At 58.8% G+C, this 17,601-nt stretch carries 21 protein-coding genes; 11 read left to right on the plus strand and 10 right to left on the minus strand.

All coding sequences use genetic code 11. The annotated features are described in order from the left end of the window. Window positions 1–220 precede the first annotated feature (220 nt). Complete coding sequence (locus FHT76_RS00735; RefSeq protein ID WP_259183612.1) at window positions 221–1,075, minus strand: hypothetical protein; 855 nt, start codon at window positions 1,073–1,075, stop codon at window positions 221–223. Window positions 1,076–1,286: 211 nt separating this feature from the next. Between FHT76_RS00735 and FHT76_RS00740 the strand changes: the two genes are divergently transcribed. After that, window positions 1,287–1,730, plus strand: a complete 444-nt coding sequence (locus FHT76_RS00740) for a hypothetical protein (RefSeq protein ID WP_259183613.1) — start codon at window positions 1,287–1,289, stop codon at window positions 1,728–1,730. A gap of 43 nt (window positions 1,731–1,773) precedes the next feature. Here FHT76_RS00740 and FHT76_RS00745 read toward each other — a convergent pair whose 3' ends face one another. Genes FHT76_RS00745 through FHT76_RS00755 form a run of 3 tightly spaced genes read right to left on the minus strand, consistent with a single transcriptional unit; the run spans window position 1,774 to window position 3,352 of the window. Next, on the minus strand, window positions 1,774–1,986 hold the full coding sequence (locus FHT76_RS00745) for a hypothetical protein (protein ID WP_259183615.1): 213 nt from the start codon (window positions 1,984–1,986) through the stop codon (window positions 1,774–1,776). Window positions 1,987–2,000: 14 nt separating this feature from the next. Continuing rightward, window positions 2,001–2,309 carry a hypothetical protein gene (locus FHT76_RS00750; RefSeq protein ID WP_259183618.1) on the minus strand — a complete coding sequence of 103 codons (309 nt, stop codon included), beginning with the start codon at window positions 2,307–2,309 and terminating at the stop codon, window positions 2,001–2,003. A 23-nt stretch (window positions 2,310–2,332) separates the two neighbouring features. Then, window positions 2,333–3,352 (minus strand): phosphoadenosine phosphosulfate reductase family protein, encoded by a 1,020-nt coding sequence (locus tag FHT76_RS00755; RefSeq protein WP_259183620.1) that lies wholly within the window; start codon window positions 3,350–3,352, stop codon window positions 2,333–2,335. 53 nt (window positions 3,353–3,405) lie between these two features. Between FHT76_RS00755 and FHT76_RS00760 the strand changes: the two genes are divergently transcribed. The 6 genes from FHT76_RS00760 (at window position 3,406) to FHT76_RS00785 (ending at window position 11,889) form a co-directional block, all read left to right on the plus strand. Further along, complete coding sequence (locus FHT76_RS00760) at window positions 3,406–3,606, plus strand: hypothetical protein (protein WP_259183622.1); 201 nt, start codon at window positions 3,406–3,408, stop codon at window positions 3,604–3,606. A 310-nt stretch (window positions 3,607–3,916) separates the two neighbouring features. Further along, a complete protein-coding gene (locus FHT76_RS00765) occupies window positions 3,917–5,233 on the plus strand; it encodes a radical SAM protein (protein ID WP_259183625.1) in 1,317 nt (438 codons plus the stop codon). Then, window positions 5,223–6,236 carry a hypothetical protein gene (locus tag FHT76_RS00770; RefSeq protein ID WP_259183627.1) on the plus strand — a complete coding sequence of 338 codons (1,014 nt, stop codon included), beginning with the start codon at window positions 5,223–5,225 and terminating at the stop codon, window positions 6,234–6,236. Before FHT76_RS00765 ends, FHT76_RS00770 begins: the two co-directional genes overlap by 11 nt. A gap of 71 nt (window positions 6,237–6,307) precedes the next feature. Then, entirely contained in the window at window positions 6,308–7,681 is a 1,374-nt protein-coding gene (locus FHT76_RS00775) for a hypothetical protein (protein ID WP_259183629.1), read from the plus strand. A gap of 64 nt (window positions 7,682–7,745) precedes the next feature. After that, a complete protein-coding gene (locus FHT76_RS00780) occupies window positions 7,746–8,801 on the plus strand; it encodes a hypothetical protein (RefSeq protein WP_259183632.1) in 1,056 nt (351 codons plus the stop codon). 658 nt (window positions 8,802–9,459) lie between these two features. Further along, window positions 9,460–11,889 (plus strand): hypothetical protein, encoded by a 2,430-nt coding sequence (locus FHT76_RS00785; RefSeq protein ID WP_259183635.1) that lies wholly within the window; start codon window positions 9,460–9,462, stop codon window positions 11,887–11,889. Window positions 11,890–11,904: 15 nt separating this feature from the next. Here the strand turns inward: FHT76_RS00785 and FHT76_RS00790 are convergent, their stop codons facing one another. Then, window positions 11,905–12,525, minus strand: coding sequence for a hypothetical protein (locus tag FHT76_RS00790; protein ID WP_259183637.1), 621 nt, complete (start codon window positions 12,523–12,525; stop codon window positions 11,905–11,907). Between the two features lie 160 nt (window positions 12,526–12,685). On the opposite strand from FHT76_RS00790, the gene FHT76_RS00795 reads away from it, so the two are divergent. The 3 genes from FHT76_RS00795 to FHT76_RS00805 are packed head-to-tail and all read left to right on the plus strand — an operon-like array spanning window position 12,686 to window position 14,025. Beyond that, on the plus strand, window positions 12,686–12,952 hold the full coding sequence (locus FHT76_RS00795; protein ID WP_259183638.1) for a hypothetical protein: 267 nt from the start codon (window positions 12,686–12,688) through the stop codon (window positions 12,950–12,952). Window positions 12,953–12,968: 16 nt separating this feature from the next. Further along, window positions 12,969–13,691, plus strand: a complete 723-nt coding sequence (locus tag FHT76_RS00800; protein ID WP_259183640.1) for an HD domain-containing protein — start codon at window positions 12,969–12,971, stop codon at window positions 13,689–13,691. A gap of 10 nt (window positions 13,692–13,701) precedes the next feature. Then, window positions 13,702–14,025 carry a hypothetical protein gene (locus tag FHT76_RS00805; protein WP_259183642.1) on the plus strand — a complete coding sequence of 108 codons (324 nt, stop codon included), beginning with the start codon at window positions 13,702–13,704 and terminating at the stop codon, window positions 14,023–14,025. A gap of 15 nt (window positions 14,026–14,040) precedes the next feature. Here FHT76_RS00805 and FHT76_RS00810 read toward each other — a convergent pair whose 3' ends face one another. Further along, window positions 14,041–14,472, minus strand: a complete 432-nt coding sequence (locus tag FHT76_RS00810; RefSeq protein ID WP_259183644.1) for a hypothetical protein — start codon at window positions 14,470–14,472, stop codon at window positions 14,041–14,043. An 82-nt stretch (window positions 14,473–14,554) separates the two neighbouring features. Continuing rightward, window positions 14,555–14,809, minus strand: a complete 255-nt coding sequence (locus tag FHT76_RS00815; protein ID WP_259183647.1) for a hypothetical protein — start codon at window positions 14,807–14,809, stop codon at window positions 14,555–14,557. Window positions 14,810–14,936: 127 nt separating this feature from the next. On the opposite strand from FHT76_RS00815, the gene FHT76_RS00820 reads away from it, so the two are divergent. Beyond that, window positions 14,937–16,109: a hypothetical protein gene (locus tag FHT76_RS00820; RefSeq protein WP_259183648.1), complete on the plus strand. Its 1,173-nt coding sequence runs from the start codon at window positions 14,937–14,939 to the stop codon at window positions 16,107–16,109. 9 nt (window positions 16,110–16,118) lie between these two features. Here the strand turns inward: FHT76_RS00820 and FHT76_RS00825 are convergent, their stop codons facing one another. Genes FHT76_RS00825 through FHT76_RS00835 form a run of 3 tightly spaced genes read right to left on the minus strand, consistent with a single transcriptional unit; the run spans window position 16,119 to window position 17,525 of the window. Next, entirely contained in the window at window positions 16,119–16,691 is a 573-nt protein-coding gene (locus FHT76_RS00825; RefSeq protein WP_259183651.1) for a hypothetical protein, read from the minus strand. Window positions 16,692–16,746: 55 nt separating this feature from the next. Then, a complete protein-coding gene (locus tag FHT76_RS00830) occupies window positions 16,747–17,214 on the minus strand; it encodes a hypothetical protein (RefSeq protein ID WP_259183653.1) in 468 nt (155 codons plus the stop codon). A gap of 8 nt (window positions 17,215–17,222) precedes the next feature. Next, window positions 17,223–17,525, minus strand: coding sequence for a hypothetical protein (locus FHT76_RS00835; protein ID WP_259183655.1), 303 nt, complete (start codon window positions 17,523–17,525; stop codon window positions 17,223–17,225). Window positions 17,526–17,601 lie beyond the last annotated feature (76 nt).

The raw sequence follows: 17,601 nt of genomic DNA on the forward strand, positions 1-17,601 counted from the left end.
AGACCTTCTGGCCCCAAGCGGTTGATGGTGGCCAGCAGTCTTTCAGAATTCAAAAACTTATGTTGGTACAATTGATGACTCCGACCGGCACTTGATCGAAGTCTTGTATTTACCTAGAACCAGCAAGTCAATCACCTTGAGCAACCCACCGGCTGATGCCGTTTCCTGCGTTACCTTGGCGACGGCACGCTATTGGAATGAGAAGGCTTGCCGCCTTGCCTCAGGCTGGCTTGCCGTCTGGATCGCGGAACCCCGCGCCGAACTCCGTACACCCCAAGCTGTCCGGATACAGGACCTTGACGTTCTCGTGCGTCCAGATCGCCCGTGGAACATCCGCGCCTTCGTGGTAACCGAGGATGACGATCGTGCGATATCGCTTTGCATCGATGACCGAAACGACCTGCTCCAAGGCACCTTGCCCGACGGGAGCGTTGTCCCAGGCGTCCCGCTCCGTGAAGCTCCTGTCGAGACCGTTCAAATGGACCACGCATCGGGCGTCGTGTTCCGGGGACAGAACGTAGTCGAGAGGGCCGCTCAACGCGCCGTCTATCGTCTCGCGCTCGATGTCCAGTTCAAGGAGGGATCGCCGCTTGTGCTTGGCGATGCGTCGCGCGGCCGAAGCTCTGGCTTCGCTGTCACGCCCTACGACCACCAGGATGCCGGCATCCAGGGACAGCGCTTCCTGCCACGTGATCTCCGTCGGTTCGGGAGGAGGCGCTGGAGAAGGATCGCGGTCGCCAAAGATTTTCTTTCCCATCCGCCAATATGCGCGGAGATCGGAACGGGCGAATTGCGGTGTCGAATTCTTCCACGCTTGGTGTTCGCGGTGAAGGTAGCCGCAAACCTTGTTTTCCAACGTGTAGGCGATACCCCGATCCCCGAATTCCTCGGCATCGCGCTTGGCTTCGTCGTCGTCGAGCGCAAGGTCCGCCTTCGGAATTGCCAAGTGGACTTCCGCATAGACGTGGCTCTCGTCCATCCCTTTGATCAGGTAGCCTGTGGTGCGTCGCATGTTGACGAACCACGACTTGGTTTCCCATGGGTATTGTTTCTTTTTCGCGACGGCCACAGGCATACGGTGTCTCCAGTTTTTCCTATGATCTCTTGTTGGCGTCTGGAGGTAAAGTCGATCCGACAGGTTTCTACCAATCGATCAACAAGCTGATTGGGCTTGCCAAGTCAACGAATTCGCAGCGATCATGATCGGCAATAGCAATCTCCGCCGCTTCGCACGGGCTCAATTCAAGACCCCGTCGAATGGTGCGCCACCGTTGAGGAAACCCCGTATGTCCGTCGCGTTCGTCCACCCCCTCAAAGGCGAGCAGAAGAAGATCGCTACTAAGGTTGCGGCCGCCCAATCCACCTACGCCTCCTCACCGACCGTGGACAGCGCAATCGTCTATCTGGACGACGTTTGGACGGTCACAGGCACTCGACGCGACACTGCCGTGAAAAAGGCGATCAACGACATCGCGCCGCTCATCAAGGAAGTCGAGTCCGCCTTGGCACAGTCCGGCGAAGACCCCACGCCTGATTTCGCGTTGCTCCGAAAGGTGCTTTCCGCCCTCTGGACCGCACAGAAGGGCGAAGACGCTTACACGAGGGCTATCGCCGAGCGGACGAGCGAAAGCGCCGCGATGACCGAGCTTCAGAGGGCGAACATCGCGGCGAAGGTGATCGGCAGGGACCTGCACGCCAGGGCGGAAGCCCTCAAGGAAGCGACCAAGTAGCGCTCGGCAGCAGATGTCGAGTGCGGAGACTATCGTTAGAGGATTAATTGGCTCGGATGGTTACGGTGATTTCCTGCTTAACCCCGCTGCGGGTATTGCCCCGCTCGTAGACGCGGTCCACGGAATCGACAGCTCCGCGGATACCGAACAGACCAATCGTGTCGCCCTTGTTCGGAACGTCGTCGACGTCGAGCCACATTGGAGCCTGTACTTGTTCCCCGAGCGCGTTTCTCACTTCGAATTTGACACTAATCACCTGTAGTCCTCTTCTCACATTGGACTTTGGCTCGCGCCAACTGTCACGGTTGCCGGGCGCTGATACGTTTTCGCGAAGGATTTGACCGCGCCCGCGATCTGGTAGTCGTTCAAGCCATCGTCGTGTTCGATCCGGATCACAAAGTATCCATCCTCTTGCTCCTTGTCGTAAAGGCTCCAGAACCCCGGGTAGACCGTGTAGTCATCGAGCGCGATGGTTCCCGCACCGTATCCTTCGGAAATGGCCGTAGCCACGTCATCGAACGACTTCTGGATTTGTTCGTCCGTGACCCATGTTTCCAGTTCGATCGCGACCATTGGCATAGGAAATTCCTCTTATTTCGAAATCAAAGCGGACCTGCGTTTTCACCGAAGGCTCCAGCGGGCAGAACCCAGTATTCGGGTGAAATGTAGATCGGCGCATTCCATTCATGGCCCGTCGCCAGCACGACAAGCTCCGGATTGTCCAAGGCCGCCTGATACGGATGCCCCTTGGCTGCGGTCTGGCGGATCGTCTCGCTGCGCCGAATCGTGACGCCGAACTCTTCCTCACGCGCCTCGATCATCTCGAAACGTTCGCGGAACACGTGCAGGATCGTCGCCCACTGGTTCGGGCTGCCGAAAATGCACGCCATGCAGGAAAGGCGCGACCAGCCGAGCTGATAGGCGACGTGCGGGACGATTCCGAAGCGACGGATGATGTCCCAAACCTTGCTTTCTTCCCACCCGTGGATCGGCCGCCAATGGTCGACATGGCGAGGCTTCTTATCGCTGTCGCGAAGGTCGGTGCGATGGCGTTCCATCGTCAGGTAACGGGAACGGGCAGTCGACTCTTCGGCGCGCTCGCCGGTCACGACGAGGGTGCGCTTGTTGTAGAAGCGGTCCTGGTTGCGGATGAGCGCAGCCATCACGTCGATCTTGAGGTAGGCGCTGCACCAGCGCACAGACAGATCGGCCGCGACCTGCGGAAACTTGCGGCGCGTACCCGGCTTACCCTTGCCGCCAGCATACATCACGGCCTTGCCGCTTTCCGTCGGCACTTCGAACTTGATCGGCGCGGTCGCCTCGCCATCACGGCTCATCTCGCGCTCGAAACCGCCCAGCTTGCAGGAGAAATAGATCGGGATGCCGAAGAAGTCGGCAATCGCCTGACAGTAGGCGCGCGTCACCGCCCAATCCATGAAGACAGGAGCGTCGCCGTCCACGTCATGGTGATGGAGCTCGATGTTCGCCGGATCGACCCCCGATTCCAGCAGATACAGGAGGGCGGCGAGCGAATCCTTGCCGCCCGAAAAGGCGAGGATGATGCGGTCATAGGACTTGAGGTCTGGAGTTTCTGCGGACACTTCAGGGGCGTCGATGAACATCTCTTTTTCTCCAAGTCTTCAATTGCCGTCGACATACCTCGGATCGCGCCGAAATGGAAGTGCCGATGCCAAGATTATTGACAGACTCCGACATTAATATAAGAGGGTTCCTAGCACACGTATTAGGCGGCGAGGAGGTGCGGGCAGGCGTATTCACCTACCGAGATGTGTACCTCGAAGGTCTTCGCAGCGATCTGTACGATGCCGGCTTCAAGGAGGACGACGCCTTGCCTGAATACGTCCTGTCCCTTTAATCCATCGCATCATTCGGTATTGCGATCCGCGCGTCGTTCTGACAGTATCGAGTCGTCTTAGGATTGCACGCAGCATCAGACGCCGCCCGCAAGGGCCGCAGACCGCCGTCGAACCAAGAACGCCCCCGAATTGTCGAGCTGACCGTCTCGCTCGCGCGAGAACATCGCCGTTCCACACCGTGCTCACGTCAATCAATTTGGCGGACATGAGATGGTTCGCGGGATGAAGTCTTCAAATCACGGCTATGCGGTGGCGAAACCTCGAATTATGATTTTCGAAGTCATGGGTTCGACGCCCCCGGAGTTATTAGTGACGCTGCAAAAAAGATATTTCGCGACCGCGCTTTCCAACCTTGCGCCTGCTTACGACAAGTACGCCAAGGTCTACGACAAGACGCGCCTGCCGCTTTCCACCTTTCCAGACAGGTTCTTCACTCTCGAGCTCTCCGAAATCTCCATCGGCCTCGAAAAGGCCGCGCGTCTGGCGGTCAAGACGGGGAGGGCGGGTGATCGGCCGATCATCATCGAAACTCCGGTCAATGACGCCCAACTGCGCCGCGACCATGCCACCGGCCTCGGGGCGTATTTCCTCGGCACCACCACGCCGATTTCTGCCCTCTTCGATCCCGTCGGTTCAACCGATAAGGGCAATTGGAAGACTTGGAAGCTGGAGGACGCGCTGGCGGAATCGATGGCGGTCGGTTCCGACATTCTGTTTTCTTGGGATCGCATCCGGCCACGCTCGCTGTCGTGGTTGCCGGTCGGCCATGCCTGCCAGGCGGCCTGCCCCTTCTGCTTTTCCAAGGCTTCCGTGTCCGAGAACTACCGCGGCAAGCTCGCGAAGGGCATGGACCTCAAGGCCGTGTCTCTCGTCGCCAAACGACGCGGGGCCGAGCGCGCGGTCATCACGGGCGGCGGCGAGCCCACGCTGTTGAATGCCAAGCAGCTGCGCGACGGTATCGAGACGCTCTCGTTGACGCTCGGCCGGACGATCATGATCACCAACGGACACCTTCTCGGCTCGCGTCCGCACGACCGCGCCTACGGCGACGTCAAGTCGTGGGCCGATGCCGGCCTTTCCGTCCTCGCGATCTCTCGCCACGGCGCGCCTGACAAGGATGCCGAGCGGTTGATGGGCCTTGCCGTCCGGACGGATGTAGCCATAGCACTTGCCCAGGAAGTCGGTATCACTCCCCGATTGATCGCCGTCCTGCAGAAGGGTGGCGTCGAGGACGAGGCTTCGCTAGACGCTTATCTCGACTGGGCCGTCGAACACGGGGTAGGGGAGATAAACTTCAAGGAGCTTTATGTCTCCACCTCCCTGGAGTCGACTTGGGCGGACCGCGCCGCGAACCTCTTCAGCGAGTACAACGCCGTCCCGCTGTCGCTCATTCTGAACGCCGCCAAGTCGCGCGGCTGGACCACAGAATCGACCCTTCCATGGGGAGCGCCTGTATTCGGTGCCGTCCATAAGGGCCAGCCCATTAAAATCGCCGCCTATACGGAGCCGAGCGTCCACTGGGAGCGCGCCAACGGCGTCGCACGGTCCTGGAACGTGATGGCGGACGGAACCGTCATGGCATCTCTCGAAGACCAGAACAGTCAGGTGAATTACAATGAACTTTGAAGAATACAAGGATTGGCGCGAAGGCGTCCTCGCGGCGAACGACATCCCGTCGGAGAACCGTTTCGACTGCCTGAATCCGTTCAAGGCGATGGATTTCACCAAGCGCTGGGGCGACCCCCTATATCCGCTTCCCGTCAATCTCGATCGCGCGACCGATATGTGGGTGAACTTCCATTTCGACCGGACGTCGCAACGGGGGCTACACCTCGAGCCGACGCGCGGTGTGCGCGCTGCACTTGGCGGGCTGTTCGAGCGAATGCAGAAACTCGGCATGGAACTCTGGTTGCCAGAGGACGTCTATCCTTTCTACAAGCAGGAAGCTGCGGCACGCGCGCCGCAGCTCGCCATCCGTTTTTTCAAGACAATCCCGGAAGTGGACCTCGCCGAGATCGACACGGCCTCCCAGAAGGCCGCGCTCCTCATAACCGATCCGCTGTCGCCGTCTGGCCGTTTCCTGACCGGGAAAGAGAGGGCCAAGCTCGCTGAATGGACGAAGGCCGGCACAGACCGCTGGGCGCTGTTCGACTCCGTCTATCTCTATGATTGGAGAATTCCGGAACACTTCGTGGACGACATGCACCAGGCCCGCTTCGTACACCTGTTCTCCATGTCGAAAAGCTACCTGTTGCGCGGCGTATTCGGCTACGCCATCGGAAAGGATGAAGAGGTAGCCTGGTGGAAGGACTTGGGTCTCGAACCCACCATCGAGACCTGCACTTCGGTACTGGAAGCCTTCACAGTCGATCCATTCATGCCGACTGAACAGCGGAAGATTTTCAACAGCGAGTGGGCGCGACGCGAACACAAGTTGGCGAAGTACGGCGGAAACGTCGGCGACGGCGGCTCCGGCTACTTCCGCCGGGTCCACGTCAACTTCGAGAAGGCCCTCAAGGAGGACGGCCTCCTCCTGGTTCCTGCTTCCGTCTTCGGCTCGTCGAACATGGACTGGTCGATCGCGACATGCCTCTACGAGGCGGCCTCGCAGGCAAGAGGCAGAATCTAAAACATCGCCGGCGACAGCACTACAACCGACGGGATGCTAGTGTAGCTCATCGCGCGATCAATAGGTCCCAGATGAAGCTCACTCCTTTCTTGCTGTCGTCGGTCGTCATTCTCGCCTCCTTTTCCCAGTCGCTTGCCGCACCGACCGTCGCGGCAAGCCTCGCGTTCTCAGGGGCCGGCGAACATCCACCTCTTCAATCTTCGGAATTCGTCGACAGGGCGCTGACGTCGTTCAAACGATATGCCGGGAGCGATGGCGTGTTCGACGCCAAAGACGTGAAAAGGCTTGCTCCGCTCTCCGCGCGGCAAGCGTCAGGCTTCTCGAAGTCCGACTTCGAGCGCATTCACACTCTTGATCTCGACGGCGACGGCAAGGTCCAGAAGGACGAAGTAGAAGTCTGGGCGAGGGATGCTTTCGATGCCTACGATACGGACGGCAACGGGTCCGTTGCGGGAGGCGAGATCGGGGCTATCTCCAAGGATTTCGAACCATACCGCGCCAATGCCGCCAACGCCAATGCTCCGGAGACCGTCAGCATTTACGTCGGCGAACCCCCTAAAATTCCACACAACACATCATCGAAATGCGATTTTCCCGATGTCGACGGCGCAACGGTAGTCTTCGTCTCCAAATACGAGGCCGGAAACCTCATCGACCTCGCGATCGCGGGGCTGGACACCGAAGCGGACTCCGCTGAAGTCCAGATCGAACCTGGAGCCGGTCCGCTTTACGTCGTCGCCCAGACTTTCATGCCGACCGTCTGGCGGGTAACAGGTGACGTCTCCCGGGTGAGCCGTTTCGTCGCCGTCGGCATAAACCGCGGCCCCGACGCCGGAGACGGTGTCGGCGTCTCCGGATTGACAGCCGACAAAGTTACATTCGTTGCTGGTCTGGATTGCCTCCCGTGGACAAGCGACGAGGCCGGAAGGTACAAGCAATCCGTGGAGCTCAAGGAGAAACTCGGCAAAGCGCCTGACAAGGTGGTCGCGAATTACACCATGTCGACGGTTTCTATCCCAAGCGGAACGTTCTCGGAGCCGAACCGTGGAACGCCGATCGATCTGTTTTCGATGTTTCCTAAAATTTCCAGTTCAGCCGCGCAATCCGATGCCGCGCGCAATCTCTCGATCTACTCGCCGCTCGGTCTCCTTCGGATCGACCCGAGGTCCGTTGTCGCTCCCACCAAGGTGCAACCGTACGACGTTCTTCCACAACAGGTAGGCCTTTTACAGCTGATCTCGGACGGACAGATAGTCGAGCAGAACGGTCTCTACAGGATCGTGAAGCCGATCCGGCGTTATCCGGCTGGCTTGACCGGAGCGCTTTCGGTGAAGTTCATGATCTGTGACGGCGTTCCACAGCCTGGCGGATCGCCGGGCCATTCGGAAGTCCTCAGGGAAGTCCCAATGATCGCCGATCCTGTGTGTGAAGCTCATCGCGGATAAGGTCACCGAGGTTGAAACGTGCGGGGCGTGAAGGCATGTATGGAACATGTCCCGAGGAACTGCCATGAAGCTCTCTCTCCCGTTTGCCTATTCGATCACCCACAAGAAGCCGGGCGAGGAAAAATCCACGACATCGGGGGCCATATCGACGGTGACGGCCGATATCCCGACCGTCTCGAAGGCGGATGTCGAACTCGTCGCTGACTGGAACATACTGTCCAATCGGGACACGATCAAAAGGTCGGTGATTTCCTGGAACGGCGACCTCTACAGGAAGCTCGGCATCAGCACCGAGCTACTGGTGTCCGAAAGCCCGACCGATCTGGAAGAGTTCGCGCGGCACGATGCGATGAAGCGCCTGTATGGAATTTCGCATTGGGGCAGCAACCGCAGCAAGCAACTTCTGAACGCGCTTTCGGGCCAGGACGCGACCCGCGTAGTTCCGAAGGGAATTCCGAAGTCCAGGGCGGTCGTGGCGACGACACTTGACCACGAGAGAGCCGAAGCCCAGCACATGATCGACGGGATCGCCGATATCGACGGCGAGGCCTGGCACCGTATCCCCGGCATGATGCTGTCTCTTTCCCAGGTCTATGAGCATCAGGCCACCTTGATGATCGGGCCGTCGCCGTACGGCCAAGACAAGGCTGACCTCCTCACTGGAATGCCCGGCATTCAGGCCCCGGTTTTCACCCGGTTCTTCGATATCAACCAGCAAAGCCGGGCGCTTTCCCATGTCGAGGCGGAAAGCCACATCGATTGGCGCTTCAGTGACCTGAAAATCCACCGACCCGATCTGGTCGCCTTTGACGGCGAGGCCGAGTTCGCGGCACGCATCATGAACTCAGCCGTGCGCACGAACGAATACCGCGTCGGCAAGATGGGCGACCGGGAAATATCACTTTGGATGCAGATGCGCGATGCCGTCGCCCGCTGGTACGTCCTCGAGCCGGAACCGCTCACGGAACACGATGTGAAAACCCTCTACGATTTCTGCGCCATGACGCCCGAGCCACATATGAACCAGTGGCCTAAACGCGGCTGCGAAATCCTCGACATCTACAGGGCAGACCGATCCGGCACAGCTACCCCTAAAGCGGGCATCACACGCCGCCCATAGGACGGAACACCCTCGCTCGGGCGAGCCGCTTCCAAGGCAACTTCGCAGGTCTTGATGGCTGGTTGAATAAGCCATCTTTCCAGCGGTTCTGAAAATCCAGTCTGTTCGTTAATAGTCACTCTTCGACAGGATTATGACGCCGGATCGACGTTTTCAATCACGACTGACTGTCGGTTTGAAGCTCTCATGCAAACGTCTGCCAACTTAGCATTCGTGCCGATGCCTACACATCCAAGCTCGCGATGGAGGTGCAAAAGACGGCGCACTTCCATAGGTCAGGCCGGCCCGACCCCGTGGCGGCGTAAAACTCCGTGTTCGAAGACAGGCGTTTGTGCGCGCTCAATCTCGACACCCATGGGTATCCAAATCGAGCGGCGGTTCGACAACCTGCAAATCGACCGTCAACCGCGCTTTCAAAGTTTCCTCGAATAGTCTAGGTTCCGGTCATTGTATAAGAATCGTGCTTATGTCGGTTTCTTCGGCCAGATCATGCGCTGCAAGGATAGAGCGTGTTTGCCTCGTTCTGAAAGGATACGAGGCACGGAGGCGCTTCGACAAGGCACTTGAAACTGGAGGGCGACTGGTGGAATGCGGCGTCTCACGGGCGGTAAACACCTCGAAAATGATAAAGCTACCCGTAGGACACGATAAAGAAAGCTTGCGGAAAGCAGCCGCGGAAGCGTCAAGCGACACCCTCAAGGAAAGGCTGCTCGCGCTGGCCACCCTCTACGAAACCAAGTCGATGGCTGCAGCCGCTCGACAACATCGGGTTTCTGTAACGCAGCTGACATCCTGGCGCGATCTTTTGAGCGAGGGCGGTGTACACGCCCTCGCTTTCAAGGGGAAGGAGAGCTACCGACCCACTCCTGACGAGATAGAAGCCGCGGTTCAAAACGCGACATCGGAAGCGGATCGCTCCCTTCTCAGGGCGGCAGGTGCCGTGTTCAGCGGCACTCGTTCCCAGGATGCGGCCGCCGAGTGGAACGTTCAGCCTCTAACCCTGGCGGCGTTTGTCGCGAAAGTGACGAAAGGCGACGCAACTTCCCTCGTTCTCGACCCCGTATCGATCAAGGTTCGACGCTCGGCTCGACAGCTGAGGGCGATGGCGAAACGGGCCGACCCCAAGACCGTCTTGGTTCTCGAGGCGCTTGCCAGGATCGCCGAGGGTACACCCTTGCGTGAGGTCGTGGGCGAAACGATCACCGTCGACCTCCTTAGGCGAACGGAAGCGCGGCTCGGGGCAGGCGACCAACCTCCAATCTCGAGCGTAACTGAGCAAAGCGGAGACGAAGCTCTTTTGCAGCAACTCGAGAAATGGACGTCTCCCCGCCGAGACCCGTTTCTCATGACAATCAGGTGGCTGATGATACACCGCCTCAGCCAACGCGAAGGTTTCGAACAAGCGCTCGCGTCTAACGGTATTCCGAACGACGCGTTTGACATATGGTTCGATCGCGCCAGACGAAATGGCTTCAGCTCCGTCGTCGCGCTCTCCTCTGCTGGAACTCCGCCATCCTTGATCGGGCTTCCCAAAGTCTCCCAGGTCGAAGAGCCACGCTTTCCATGCAATATGCATCGCCAAATTCTCGGACTGATCGCCTATTCCAATGGAGCTTCCATCAAAACCGGAGCAACCATTGCCAACATTCCCCCTGGCGAATTCTTCCAACTTGTCTCCGCGTACAAAGAAGACGGTCTTGACGCCTTCGATCGCATCAGGCTCGGACAACGCCACACCATCGTGGCGGGATTGAAGGAGTGGCGCGCAAGGCACGATGAACCGTTCCCGCGAAAAATCGCCGACCTGCTGATCGCATCGTTCTCAGACGATCCTAATTTCTCAGACCTCCTTACGGTCAACGGCTTTGATGCCACGGCAGTCGAGAAGTGGCAGCAACTCATCCGAAACGGCGGTGCCTTCTCTCTGGATACCCTGGTGTCGCCTCTTACTGCCGATCTTCCGGCGAGGCATAGCTCCGCCGACATAAAGGCCATGGTTCCGTATTTGAAGACCGATCTGGTACGCAGAAAGTCCTCCGCTTTGATCGCCCTTTATGAAGGTGCTTCACCCGTGGGCGCTGCCGATGCAAGTTCGCTGGAGGAAGCGGAGGTGCTGGCTCTCCTGGCCGATCTCAAAAAGTACGACTTAGCCACGGTCCTTGGCTTCGCGAAGGTCAGGCCGGTTTTCCGCAGAACCATCACGCCGCACTCCCCTGCTATGCCACAGCAAGCGGTCGCGGCACGTGGGGACACGCCAGCGCCGTCTGACGGTGATCGTCCCAAGGAGATCGACCCCTTGGCGACACAAGAGTCCACGGCCACGGTTCCCGAAGAGGTTCCCACGGAGGCCAAAGGCAAGTCCACAAGGACAGACGAAAGGGCCGGCGCGAAGGCAACCAGGCAAACCAAGACCAGTTCTGATTTGGAAGGCGCAAGGCAAAGGGTTCGCAGGAACGAAGAACGTTCGGCGGTCGAAACGCAGGGGCCGAAGCGAAAGGCTGCCGACGATGGGAAGAGGCGGCAACAGGAAGCCGACGATAATTCCGGGCTGGAAAGACGCGCCGCCAAAACGAAGAAGAGGCCGGAGCGGATCGCAATCGCAAAGCAGCCCGACCTGGACAAGGCGCTCCTCGCGGAGCAAAAGCCGGCGAAAGCCAAATCGGCTGGCGAAGTCAGAGCGCCAAGTAAAGCCCAGTCCCAAAGGGCGAAGGCGCGGGCGAGCGTCCATGCGCACACCGGAAAAGCGCATTCCGGACCAGAGGCATCTGGAACTCGAGCCACCAAGGTAAAGCCGACCCCCAAGGCGGCAGCAATGCCCACGCCGCCTCAGGCGAAAAGGCCTTCTCGCGTCCGCATCCACTTACGAGGAGACTACAACGTCGCGCGGATCGACGAAATGCTTAGATCAGCTTCGGCATCGACGGTAATAAAGCTCAAGATGCTCAGGCGAGCTTACGAGGGAGATGACCTTGATGATATCGCGGCGACGTTGCATCTGCAGCCAGCCCTCGTCGGCAACTGGATCAACATCTTCAACAGCGACGGTCTGATAGGTCTGATGCTCGCAAGCAAACGACTACCCAACTGAGCGTCCGCATCGAGATTATAGACCCATCTCTCCGGCCATGACACGGAACCGCTCCTGAGCGACGACAGGAAGCGTTTCTCTGAGCCGTGCCGCGGTCATTTCACCTGACAAGAAATCGATCCCGCCCGTTCGCAGCTGGACGTCCCGAAGATGTGCGTAGGCATCGTCCAGCGATCCTGCCAGCCGGATCAAACCGCGCATGCCGCCTGCGATCACGCTCGCGACTTCCTTGGAAGCCTTGCGAACGCCTAGCTCGCCGATCCTGACGCAATGGAGCCTGAGCAGTACTTCGAACGTCGGGTCGAACTCCGCCAGGACATTGATCCGACGTACGAGGGATTCTTCGGCCGGATTTTCACGTAGTCGATGCTCTGCGATCACGAAGTGACCCGGGACGACCGCCAACGCATGGCGGATAGATGCCATCTCGACATCGCAATGGCCTTTGATGTCCATCTGCGAGAAGAAGGCATGACCGGCCGCCACCTTGGTTGCGTATGCCGCGTACTTTGGGTGGTCCGTAGCCCGATGCAAAAGGCGACGCATCGAGGCGGTGTAGGATGGCGTGATGTCCACACCGTAGCCGCCTTCCTCGATCTGGAAGACGACAGGCTCGGCAGCGATGTTATCGGACATGCGAACTCCTCGGCAGATCGAGGACGGCAAGTATCGCGAAGCGCAAATAAATGCAAGACGTCAACGGAGATTTTAGGGAGCGCGCAACCTTCGAATGCATTGACTCTCAATCCGCGCCTCGTTATTTGAAGACCCTACGTGAGGCCTTGAGGATGGGGACATGGCAGAGCCAACGAAACGAGCAATGGAAAGGGCCGCTGAAAAGCAGGCCATCGTGACTGCCGGAAACGCTCTCCGCGAAAAGTATCCTCCAGATGTCTACGAAGCCCTCAAGACTGAGCCTGACGACGTCCTGCGGCACGCGCGAACCGTGATCCAGTTTTGCGCCAAATACCGTGTCTCGGAGGGCGAAGCACGCGAACTGAACGTCACCCTCGGACGACCTCCGTGGCCTGGCCATCCTGCCTACCCAAAAACTGATACTTAGTAAACTCGGAGACCTTATGTACAACATCGCGCCGAGCCAAGAGAAGATCGTCGACGAAGTCGCCCTCCAAGTCGAAAATCTTCTGGCGGACGAGGGGTCCGGTCACGACTGGCAACACATCCGTCGCGTATGGAAGACGGCCGCTCTCCTCGGATATCACGAAAGCGCCGACATCTATGTCGTCTCGCTGGCGGCACTCCTGCATGACGTCGACGACCGCAAGCTCACGGGCGACATCACAACCGAGGATGCGCTTCCGACGGCCCGCCGTATCATGGCGGCGGCCGGTGTCGACGCTGTCGACCTCGAGACCGTCTGCGATACCATCAAGATGATCGGCTTTCACAAGATGCTGGACGGCGGTCGCGAGAGAACGCTCGAAGCGCATATCCTGTCCGACGCCGATCAACTGGACGCCATCGGCGCTATCGGGATCGCCCGCACCTTCGTGTACGGCGCGAGCAAGAAGCGCCCGATGTTCGACCCCGAAGACACCCCGATGGTCGATTTCACGGCCGCGCAGTACGACGCGAACAAGGGGTCCACGATCAACCACTTCTTCGAAAAACTTCTCAAGCTCCGCGAACGAATGCACACCGAATCTGGCCGCCTGGAAGCGGAGAAGCGCCACGCCACCATGGTGTCGTTCCTCGGCGACTTCTTCGATGAATCGTCCGCTCCGAAGAAATGGACCGAGATGCTCGCCGAGTACCGCCCTGTCTTGCAGACAAACGCATAAGGACCCGCCGATGCTCAAGAAGGAACAGATGCTCCCCGGGACGCATCTTATCGTCAACGATGTCATCAAGGATGGCGTTCCGTCGCTTGGTCACGGCATGCCCGCCAGCGAACCCAAGGAGTACATGTCGCTCTTCGCGGGCAAGGTCGGCGGTCTCGACGGCCGAGAAGTCAAGATCGTTCCCGGCGACGTTCTCATCGTCGAGAAGAAGCCGCGCAAGGTGGACGGCATCAACCTGTGCCGTGTCCGCCGCGCGATCTCCCAGACTATCGGCGAGGTCTACTGGTGCGAGCTGCGGGTATCCGCACGCCTCAGAGCCACTGCGAGGCCCTAGAGAACGAATTAGCGGTCAGCGCATCGCCAAGGCTGGAACAGCTTTTTCTTCGAGTACATTCAGTTTCTTCGCTGTCTTCCGGAATTCCTTGACGAGGAATTCATAGACGCCGCCGAAATCGTCCTCGTCGTAGCAATCGTCGCGGATTTCCGGCGAGTACTTGAGCTCGTAGCTGACCGTCGGGTGAATCTTCGAGCGGGCGCGCATGATTTCGGTGCTGAATTCGCCGAGGGAGTCGTACATCGTGCCATCCACCTCGACGACAAGGTGATGCCATGTCCTTTCGATCGTGGCACCGCGATACGAAGCGTTCACCAGCGATGGCGAGTAGCCGTTTTCTTCGAGTACGTCGTAGAGCGCGGCTGCGAAAGCAGAACAGCTATCGATCTGAGCGTCTTTGCGCTCCCTGCCGATCTTTGCCGACTTAATGAGTTCAGCGATATCCATGCGCCACCTTTGTTATGATTTCACGTTACAAGGAAGCCCAATAGCCGACCTAAAACAATATTGCCCGAGCTGGTGACCCCGGTTATGGTCGCGGCCCCGTGTAGGCATTTCCCAATATGGTCCTCTGGCCGAAGGCTCCATCCGACCACTCGTTGCGTTTCAGGTGTTCCACCCATTTCGAGACCAGCCCGTCCGCGCCTCTGATCCGACGCTGCTCGAGTAGTTCCACCGCGCGGTCTTCGTCGATTCTGCAAAGCTTTAGCAGCTTGAACGTCGAACATATACGCAGGTACTGACGATCGAGTTGCCCCTCTGGGAGGCGGAACATGCTTCTCATTTTGTGCATCCTCGATTGAATGACGATGCCTACTTCTGGCCCTTCCGCCCGCAATAAACAAAAATCACGCGTTTGCAGATTGCGGCGACGTCGCCAATCGTTATTGTCGAAAAGAGAGGACTTCATCGTGCGCTTCGACTATCGCTTTCCCGCTCTTGCAAACACCACACGGCGCATCGGGTCCCAAGCCAGGAAGCAGATTGTCAGCGTGCCTGGTGTCGCAGACATCCCTGAGGTCTCGAGCGAAGAAGCACCTGTCGCCGCCGTCTTCAGCGTCGAAGAACGTGATGGTGGCCAAAAGTTTCGATATCGCGGCGATCGGTTTTATATGCAGGCCACCAGGTTTGGTCAGCCCGATACCGAAGCTTCTGTCGGCCTCGAGGCGACCATGCTCGCAGCGATTTGCGAACAGCTCCTCGCTGACCGCGAACACAATACCTCGCTTTATCCACGCCACCTGAAGACCCAACTTTGGGCGGAGTGGAGCCGTGACCTGACACAGCCGCGAATTCCCGGGAGCTTCGCGCGCCTACCCAACTGGGCTTGGGGTATGCTGCCTCCGTTCGATGCCGCCAACCACGGCGCTGGCGAACTGACGACGTGGGAGCGACGAGCCAGCGACTACGTTTCCTCTCTGATCGTCGTCGACGGCAAAATTTGGTGTCCAGTGGAAGAGCCTGTCATGCGCTGGAGCTACACATCGACCCACGACGACTACGTCTTCGACGATGTTTCGGCCTATCGAAACCGATCCGGACGACCTTCCGAGATGCCTTCTCCATATGGAAGCGTGTCGAACGGCTCCCATGCCGCGCGCACCCTGTCACCCTATTGGTCCGCGCACTGGCGCTACATGTCATTGCCGGAAGCCCTAGATAGCGCCCACGGAGAGGAGGACTGGCTTTGTGATATCCACATGCCGGAGGCGTTCACGACTGACCATGCGGCGCTGAGGATGGACCGCGCGGCAAGATTGTCCGTGGTGTCCATAAAGCGGGCGATTAACTTGGGACCGGGGACAGTCATTCGGAGGAGTTCTGACGTCGGAAAGCACTACCAGGCTTTGCGGCTACTGACCAAGGGGACGGAAATCTCCGACGGTGACGATCTTGAACCGGCTCTGGACCAGTTCCGAGCATTTGCGGAGAGCCTTAGCGAGCAAGACTATCTCGGATACTCGCTCCAAAAGTCCGGAATCTGCCTTTTGGTCAAGGAAGCCCTGAGAAGCTGGCGTGATCGGACGATATCGGTCGACTTCAGTGGGCAGGCATATCAGCCGCGGCTTTCTCCGAAGTGGTGACAAGCCCACCTAAAACCCCGGGACCTTTATGCCGACAGCTTGTTTCGATGCGACGTAATCGCGGTCTTGCTCCTCGGAAAACCACGGCCCCTTGGTGATGATCCGGTTGGCGTCGAATCCAAATAGCTGCGCGACCGGCCGCCCGGCCTTTCTCTCCATCAATTCTCCGTCGACCTCGAACACGTCATATGCCATTGCAGACATGTAGGCTTCGGAATGGATGTCGAACCGCTCCGCCGGGTCTCCCGCGATCTTGTCGATCACCAGCATTGTCGTGTCCGACCAGGTCGTGATCATGCGCATCCCGCAAAATCCGACCGGCAGCTGCGGTACTGTCTGCCTCCAGAACTCGTCGTACTCGAGGTGTTGGTTGACGGATTTCCCAAAGGTGTTGGCAGCAGGAGCGAACCCGTCGCCAACCTGCATGATCTCGCCGCCGAAGTCCGACAGATAACACACCCTCATGTCGGCGCGGTTCTGCTGCGCGAGCTTGAAACCGCTCCACTCGGACGTGATCAGCCCCAAACCCACCGTGAGATTTGGTCCCCAATTGTTGTATACCTTGCGGCCGATGTGTTTCATGTCGATCTCCCGTCGCCCCAGGATCGACGCAGTAGGAGCCTACGACAAGCGGCGGCTATTCCTCGCCGAATTCCGGCAGGAACGACGCGAGGTTGGCTTCCATGGATACCCGATCAAGGATCAGCTTGAGCTGCTTGCTGCCGATCAGCCGACGCAGTTCCGTTCCCAGTTGCGGTCCGGGACACGACACTGTCGTCACTTGAGCAAACTCGACGGTCGCGTCGCCTTCTTCAGTCACCGACCAATTTCCCGCGACGTGGAAAACGTCGTCCTTGCGAAGCTGGAGGCGGATAAGCCCAGCTTCCAACTGTCCGCGACTGTGTCCGATTTCGAATACGAGGTTCCCGACGCCCTTGAGCTTGCCGAAGCCCTTCTCGAAATCCCGCAGGGCGGAAAAGCAATTGGCGACCCGGAGGTGTTGCCTAGTGACTGCGAGGTGCTTTTCCCACAGCTTGCCCATTTCCGTCGGAACCTCCGGCTCCATCGCCGCGGCATATGCGGCCATATCGCTTTGCTCAGACATCAGGACCCTCACTTCTTCCGGAATTCGAAATAGGCCGGGAACGATTCGGTGTAATCCGGCTTCGTGTAGCTGACCCTCCATCCGGCGGCGCGGAATATCTCTTCGACGTTGAGGTATCCCTTGTCGAAGATTTCGCCACGGTCCAGCGTCGTGGTGTTGGCAATCTCCTTGAGCACGTCTTCCTGACGCACCGTCGCCGATCCACCCGTGTAGTTGAGTGCGATCATCTTGTTGAACACCGCGACGACGGCTTCCGGAATATGCCCGATCTTGGCTTCGGCGATGTCGTCGGGGCTGATTGGCTTGGTCATTCTTGGCTCCAATTGCTGGCGCGGAAAGCGCTCAATGCCGCGGGTTCTTCAATTAGGCCGATCAGAATCCGGCATT

It is taken from the genome of Rhizobium sp. BK176, assembly GCF_024808055.1.

Excerpts from the sequence above, each read along its gene's own strand:
- FHT76_RS00775 (WP_259183629.1), top strand. The coding sequence starts at position 6,308 with ATGAAGCTCACTCCTTTCTTGCTGTCGTCGGTCGTCATTCTCGCCTCC.
- FHT76_RS00755 (WP_259183620.1), bottom strand. The coding sequence starts at position 3,352 with ATGTTCATCGACGCCCCTGAAGTGTCCGCAGAAACTCCAGACCTCAAG.
- FHT76_RS00790 (WP_259183637.1), bottom strand. The coding sequence starts at position 12,525 with ATGTCCGATAACATCGCTGCCGAGCCTGTCGTCTTCCAGATCGAGGAA.
- FHT76_RS00750 (WP_259183618.1), bottom strand. The coding sequence starts at position 2,309 with ATGCCAATGGTCGCGATCGAACTGGAAACATGGGTCACGGACGAACAA.
- FHT76_RS00780 (WP_259183632.1), top strand. The coding sequence starts at position 7,746 with ATGAAGCTCTCTCTCCCGTTTGCCTATTCGATCACCCACAAGAAGCCG.
- FHT76_RS00805 (WP_259183642.1), top strand. The coding sequence starts at position 13,702 with ATGCTCAAGAAGGAACAGATGCTCCCCGGGACGCATCTTATCGTCAAC.
- FHT76_RS00795 (WP_259183638.1), top strand. The coding sequence starts at position 12,686 with ATGGCAGAGCCAACGAAACGAGCAATGGAAAGGGCCGCTGAAAAGCAG.
- FHT76_RS00810 (WP_259183644.1), bottom strand. The coding sequence starts at position 14,472 with ATGGATATCGCTGAACTCATTAAGTCGGCAAAGATCGGCAGGGAGCGC.
- FHT76_RS00835 (WP_259183655.1), bottom strand. The coding sequence starts at position 17,525 with ATGACCAAGCCAATCAGCCCCGACGACATCGCCGAAGCCAAGATCGGG.
- FHT76_RS00735 (WP_259183612.1), bottom strand. The coding sequence starts at position 1,075 with ATGCCTGTGGCCGTCGCGAAAAAGAAACAATACCCATGGGAAACCAAG.
- FHT76_RS00770 (WP_259183627.1), top strand. The coding sequence starts at position 5,223 with ATGAACTTTGAAGAATACAAGGATTGGCGCGAAGGCGTCCTCGCGGCG.
- FHT76_RS00825 (WP_259183651.1), bottom strand. The coding sequence starts at position 16,691 with ATGAAACACATCGGCCGCAAGGTATACAACAATTGGGGACCAAATCTC.
- FHT76_RS00740 (WP_259183613.1), top strand. The coding sequence starts at position 1,287 with ATGTCCGTCGCGTTCGTCCACCCCCTCAAAGGCGAGCAGAAGAAGATC.
- FHT76_RS00830 (WP_259183653.1), bottom strand. The coding sequence starts at position 17,214 with ATGTCTGAGCAAAGCGATATGGCCGCATATGCCGCGGCGATGGAGCCG.
- FHT76_RS00800 (WP_259183640.1), top strand. The coding sequence starts at position 12,969 with ATGTACAACATCGCGCCGAGCCAAGAGAAGATCGTCGACGAAGTCGCC.
- FHT76_RS00815 (WP_259183647.1), bottom strand. The coding sequence starts at position 14,809 with ATGAGAAGCATGTTCCGCCTCCCAGAGGGGCAACTCGATCGTCAGTAC.
- FHT76_RS00760 (WP_259183622.1), top strand. The coding sequence starts at position 3,406 with ATGGAAGTGCCGATGCCAAGATTATTGACAGACTCCGACATTAATATA.